General features: G+C 61.4%; 5 protein-coding genes. All 5 read left to right on the top strand.

Annotation, left to right across the window (positions count from 1 at the left end):
- Positions 1 to 232: 232 nt before the first annotated feature.
- On the top strand, positions 233 to 1,309 hold the full coding sequence (locus tag SGJ19_06430; GenBank protein MDZ4779869.1) for an HNH endonuclease domain-containing protein: 1,077 nt from the start codon (positions 233 to 235) through the stop codon (positions 1,307 to 1,309).
- 4 nt (positions 1,310 to 1,313) lie between these two features.
- A complete protein-coding gene (locus SGJ19_06425) occupies positions 1,314 to 1,610 on the top strand; it encodes a hypothetical protein (protein MDZ4779868.1) in 297 nt (98 codons plus the stop codon).
- Between the two features lie 116 nt (positions 1,611 to 1,726).
- Positions 1,727 to 3,361 (top strand): ankyrin repeat domain-containing protein, encoded by a 1,635-nt coding sequence (locus SGJ19_06420; protein MDZ4779867.1) that lies wholly within the window; start codon positions 1,727 to 1,729, stop codon positions 3,359 to 3,361.
- Between the two features lie 87 nt (positions 3,362 to 3,448).
- Complete coding sequence (locus SGJ19_06415) at positions 3,449 to 4,543, top strand: DUF3592 domain-containing protein (GenBank protein MDZ4779866.1); 1,095 nt, start codon at positions 3,449 to 3,451, stop codon at positions 4,541 to 4,543.
- A gap of 302 nt (positions 4,544 to 4,845) precedes the next feature.
- The coding region (locus tag SGJ19_06410; GenBank protein MDZ4779865.1) for a DEAD/DEAH box helicase at positions 4,846 to 5,551 on the top strand (706 nt) is incomplete at its 3' end.

Here is a 5,551-nt window from a genome sequence, read left to right as displayed (position 1 = left end):
TCACGTTGGACGACACGCCGGGCAAGGAAAAAATCACCGTCCACGGCCAGTTCGACATGGCCACTACGATCGAACACGACGATACGCAGCATATTAAGACGCCTTCGAAGTCACCTACGGCATCGACGACAACGGCGACTACGTCGTCGTCGATCCCACGGACGCCGAACATCGCCTGACGATCAGCCCGAACGGCCTGCTGCTGCGGCAACTAGCGAACGGCACGCGCGAATTGGCCTGGTTCGATGCGCTCGGCGCTTGTCGGCGCAAAGCGACGATTCCGCGCGGCAACGACGTGCCCTGGCTGCGCAATTATTTCTACTCTCCGGAAGAGAGCCTTCTCCAACAGACTGATTCGCAAGGGGGCACGGTCGCCTACCGTTACGATGCGGCGGAGCGGATCGCCGAGGCCAAGCCTGCGATCGGCATGCCGCAACTCTATGAGTACGACGCGGCGGGAAATCTGCTGCGCCAGCCGGGGCTGCAAGGCGTGCACGTCCTGCCGGGCAATCAGATCGCCCGCGCGAACGGCGCCACGTTCGCCTATGACGCGCGCGGCAACCTGGTCAGTCGCCAGGCCGGCAATCGCAATGTTCATTATCGCTACAACGAATTGGACTTGCTGGTCGCCGTCGAGCTGGACGGCCAAACCTGGACGGCCACGTACGACGCCTTCGCACGGCGCAGGACTAAGACCTGGCAGGGGCGGACGACGACCTACTACTGGGACGATTTTCGCCTGGCCGCCGAGGTGCGTCATGACGGTTCGGTCCTGCTGTACGTCTACTTCGATCAAGTCGCGCTCGTGCCGTTCATGTTCGTCGAGTATGCGGCGCTCGACGCGGAACCGGCGTCCGGGCGGCGCTACTATCTCTTCACGAATCAGGTCGGCGCTCCATTGCGCGTGGAGGACGACGGCGGTCGCTCCGTCTGGGACGCGCGGCTGGAGCCGTACGGCGCGGCGCAGGTCAATCCGCGCAGTTCAATCGAAATGCCGCTCCGCTTCCCGGGGGCACTACTTCGACCCGGAGACAGGGCTGCACTACAATCGGTTCCGATACTACAGTCCGGAACTGGGGAGGTCCTAGATGCAAACAGGGCCAGAAATAAAGGCGTTTTGAGAGATGATCGCACCGGCGAAATCCCTTCGGAACCCAAGCAGTCCAAGAAGGGCAAGAAGCCGAAGGACAACGAAGCCCAAGTCGATCACGTGTTTCCGCGTTCCAAAGGCGGGCCCAATTCGTTCAGGAACGCCGAGGTTCGCTCACGAAAAAGCAACATCGAGAAAAGCAACACGGTCGAGGAGTAGTAGCATGAAGTCCAAATGGCCATTCGGTGACAGCGAGAACACTGCCGTTTTTACGAGCAAGAAGATTCTCGATGGCGCCGATTGGGTTTACTATGTGACTCATGACGCGGACGATGGCGCATGGCAATTCCATCCGCATAGTGGGCCGACCCCTGAAGCCGAGGCGGCGGTGGCGAGTTTCAAATCGATGCTCGGAATTGATGATTCCATCCGCGCATTGGCAAATCTGCCGCTTGGTTGGCATGCCTGGCGCAAGTCAAAATCGTCACCTTGGACGCGTTCCAAAATGGAGACTTCGTAGTGTCGCCGGCCGATCCTGTTCGAACAGTGAAACGCGTGACGTAGCGTCCCTCGAACGAATCTCGCTTACGCGAACTGCCGGCAAAACGCAAGAATAAGACAGGCGGCGCAATATCCATGTACCAACCTGAAGGCCTGCGTACCGATGAGTATCTGCCCTGGTCGCGGGGCCGCGGGAATGATGTCTGGGCCATGTTGCGCTCCGCGGCCGATGGGGATATTGCAACCCTGCAGGCCTTGATCGCTCGCGAGCCGTCGCTCGTCGACTGCGGGTATCAATACTATCGGCCGCTGTTTTTTGCGGTCCGAAGCAATCAGTTGGAGGCGGTGCGGTTGTTGCTTGATGCTGGTGCTGGCCCGATGTGCGACGGGCTGGGCTATCAGCCGAGCTATCGACCCAAGAATCCCAGTAATCTCCCCTGGCCGCCAACGATGGCCCGCGAACGCGGCTACGTGGAAATTGCTGCGTTGTTGGACGCAACGCTCTGGACACGGTTTCAAATCGCGCCGGACGGAGTGTTGTTGCCTGAGCCGATTCGCGCGCGTGACGCCGCCGAGGTTGGGCGCCTGCTCGACGCTCGGCCTGAGCTATTGCACATGGCGGACGGCTTTGGCAACAAGCCGATTCATTGGGCTGTGATGACCCGGCAGATGCCGCTGATCGACCTGTTGCTGGCTCGCGGCGCCGACATCGAGGCCATGCGTCCTGACAACGCGAAGCCAATCGACCTCACCAACGGCGACTACCACTACCGCGGCTGGCGCGACGTCCCGCGCTGGTTGATCCGTCCTCACGAGGTGCTGATCGGCTACTTGATCGCCCGGGGAGCGTACTATGACATCAGCACTGCCGCGCAACTGGGCGACTTGGAGCGCGTGCGTGCGCTGTTGGACGAACGTCCGGAGCGGGCGAACGAATTGCCCACGTCGTCCGATTACTACAACGGCGTACCGCTCCGCTGCGCGGCCAAGGGCGGGCATCTCGAAGTGGTGCGATTGTTGTTGGAGCGCGGCGCTGATCCGAATCGTCCGGAAGCGGTCGCGCCGTTCGGCGGCGCGCTGTACGAGGCGATCGGCGGGAAGCATTGGGAGATCGTGAAGTTACTGCTCGCGCACGGCGCGAATGCAAGCGGTCACGTCGAGTCCTCAGGCAACTGCTATTGGCGGGCCAAACGCGATGGCGCTCCGGCGGAAATCTTGAAGTTGCTGGCTTCCCACGGCGGCATGCTGGACGCGGAACTGGCGAGCTACGACGGCGACATCGAAGCGCTCGCCTTGATGCTGACGGCCAATCCGCAGTTGTGCGTATACGAGCACATGTCGACGGACGATGAGGAGGTGCTGAGGCTCGTAATGCGTTTTCAGCCCAGCGTACTCAGCAAGAAGACGTTCAACGGCGCGAAATCCGTGGAACATGCGCGCTGGTTGCTGGACCACGGAATCGATCCCCGCACGCCGAACTGGTTGGGCGTGACGCCGCTGCATCGGCTGGCAATCGAAGGCAAGATCGAGATGGCGGCGCTGTGTTTGGAATACGGCGCGGAGATCGATCCGATCGACGACGAATACAGCTCGACGCCGCTCGGCTGGGCGGCCCGCGCCGGCCGGAAGGAAATGTTGGAATGGTTGCTGGAGCGGGGGGCGAATGCCAATGCGCCGGCGGACATCGCCTGGGCACAACCGTTGGCGTGGGCCGAGTTATTTGGGCACGCGGAAGTGGCCGATGTATTGCGTCAGGCGCTCAAAGTCTAGGCGTCCGCTCGGCACTTTCTATGCGGTATGATTGTTTGGATCGAAATCGAGCGGCGGCCATGCGTCGATATCCCATCGTTCGGCCCTATGAGTGACACGTCGTCAGAACCGCGCCAGCGCCGCTCCTTCTCCTCGATGTTCTCGAAGGGCGTCGGCTTGCTCGTTGGCGGCGCATTCATCTTGTTTTGGAGCGGCCTGACGCTCCTGGCGGACGGGGCGATGCTTGCCTCCGCCGCTTGGCAAATCTGGAGCTATACCTACGCCGCGACGGACGGGATCATCCTCAAGAACGAAGTGGTCACTGATTCTAGCGGAGAAGACACCACCTATGATCTGGACCTGAGCTACGAGTACCGTGTCGCCGGCCAGAAATTCACGGGAACCAAGTACCGGCACAGCACGATGAAGACGCAAGGCAATTGGTGCCGCGCGATCGTCGAACGCTTTCCGGCCGATAGCCGCCGCACTGTGTACTACGATCCCGAGCAGCCGGAACGCGCCGTGTTACTGCGTGGCATCGAGGGGCTTGATCTCTACATCGTGTTGTTTTTGACGCCGTTCAACCTCGTGATGCTGACCGGTTGGGTGATGATGTATCGCGCGATCGTTCCCGCGTCGAGGCATGAGGACACCGGCGGCGTGCCGGTCCGCGACGATGGCGTGGAACTCCGTGCGTTTGTGCCGGACCATGGCGCGATGCTCGTCACGGCGCTAACGCTCGGCGGCATGTCGTTCGCCGCGATCTTTCTCGTCGGCTGCCTGACGGGCATGCGACCGAATTTACCCGTGATGGCGGGAGTCTGGGCCGTCTTGCTCAGCGTGACGGTTTGGTTCGGCGGGCGACGGTACCTTCGGAATTGGCTGGGGCTTTCGGATCTGATCATCGACCGCTTCGGCCAGCGCCTGACGCTCCCGGTGACGTTCGGTCGCAAGGCCCCGCTCACCTTGGGATTCGCGGACGTGAAAAAGATCACGATCAAGGAAGAACGCACGGTCGACAGCGAAGGCGCGGCGTCCTACACCTACGCCGTAATCGTCAAGCAGCACCGCGTCAGCGGCGAAGAACGCATCTTGCTCCAATCGGAGCGTGAACGCGCTGAACTGTTTCTCACCTGGTTGCGGAAGACGATGGGCATTGCGCCGGACGTGCAGCCGGCGAAGAAGAAAAATCGTCGCAAGTAACGTCTTGCCGTCGTCGCTTTCCTGCGTAGGCCAGCCCCAACGCGGAAGGTGGGGGTGTCTGCGTAATGCAGACGGCACTGGCGATCGTCGGATTCGGATGAAAAACGCGAGAAACGCGGTCATTACGCTGCAAATGGCGTTCGCCGACGGCTGGCCTGGACTTTGTTTCGCGGCGCGGTATGATTGCTGGACTTGATCCCGTCGCCGGTAGGCCATTGGATTTTGCCAGGTCCAATGGTTTTCTTGGGAACGCAGTGGCGTTCTTTGCATTCGGTCCTGGATTGCACATTTAGGGACCTGGAATGCTTTTCAGAGATTTTGGACTCTGTGAGTCCGTGCTGCGCGCTGTGACCGACGAGGGCTACGAGACGCCCACCCCTGTTCAAGCTGAGGCGATTCCTCACATTCTGGCCGGCCGCGACGTGCTGGCATCCGCCCAAACGGGCACCGGAAAAACGGCCGCTTTCGCGCTGCCGATCCTGCATCGCCTGTCGCTGGAGCAAGCGACGCCGCAACGCCGCCCGGCGCCGATTCGCTGCCTGTTGTTGGCGCCGACGCGCGAACTGGCTTTGCAAATTCAAGACAGCCTGCGCTGCTACGGACGACACCTGCGCCTGCGTTCGGCCGTCGTCATGGGCGGCGTGGGACAAGAGCCGCAAGTGCGAGCCCTGCAACGTGGCGTGGAAATCCTCGTCGCGACGCCTGGCCGGCTGATGGATTTGATTCAACAAGGCTTTGTTAAGCTGGACGCCGTCGAGACCTTGGTCGTCGACGAAGCCGACCGCATGTTGGACATGGGTTTCTTGCCGGACCTGCGCCGTATTGTTCAGAAGCTGCCCGTCGAACGGCAAACGGTGATGTTCTCGGCGACGTTCCCGCCGCCGATCGCCGAACTGGCCAACAGCGTACTGCGCGACCCGGTGCGGGTGCGCATCGCGACGACGACGACCAATACGCCGAAGATCGAACAAGCCGTGTGTTTCGTGCCGCAAGAGCACAAGACCACGT

The sequence above is a fragment of the Planctomycetia bacterium genome (assembly GCA_034440135.1).
Taxonomy (GTDB): Bacteria; Planctomycetota; Planctomycetia; order Pirellulales; family JALHLM01; genus JALHLM01.
The sequence above is the reverse complement of the archived record's forward strand: the minus strand, read 5'-3'. Positions and strand labels throughout refer to the sequence as shown.

What these genes read in the sequence shown, in the direction of transcription:
- SGJ19_06420 (MDZ4779867.1), top strand. Translation starts at nt 1,727, where the DNA reads ATGTACCAACCTGAAGGCCTGCGTACCGATGAGTATCTGCCCTGGTCG.
- SGJ19_06425 (MDZ4779868.1), top strand. Translation starts at nt 1,314, where the DNA reads ATGAAGTCCAAATGGCCATTCGGTGACAGCGAGAACACTGCCGTTTTT.
- SGJ19_06415 (MDZ4779866.1), top strand. Translation starts at nt 3,449, where the DNA reads ATGAGTGACACGTCGTCAGAACCGCGCCAGCGCCGCTCCTTCTCCTCG.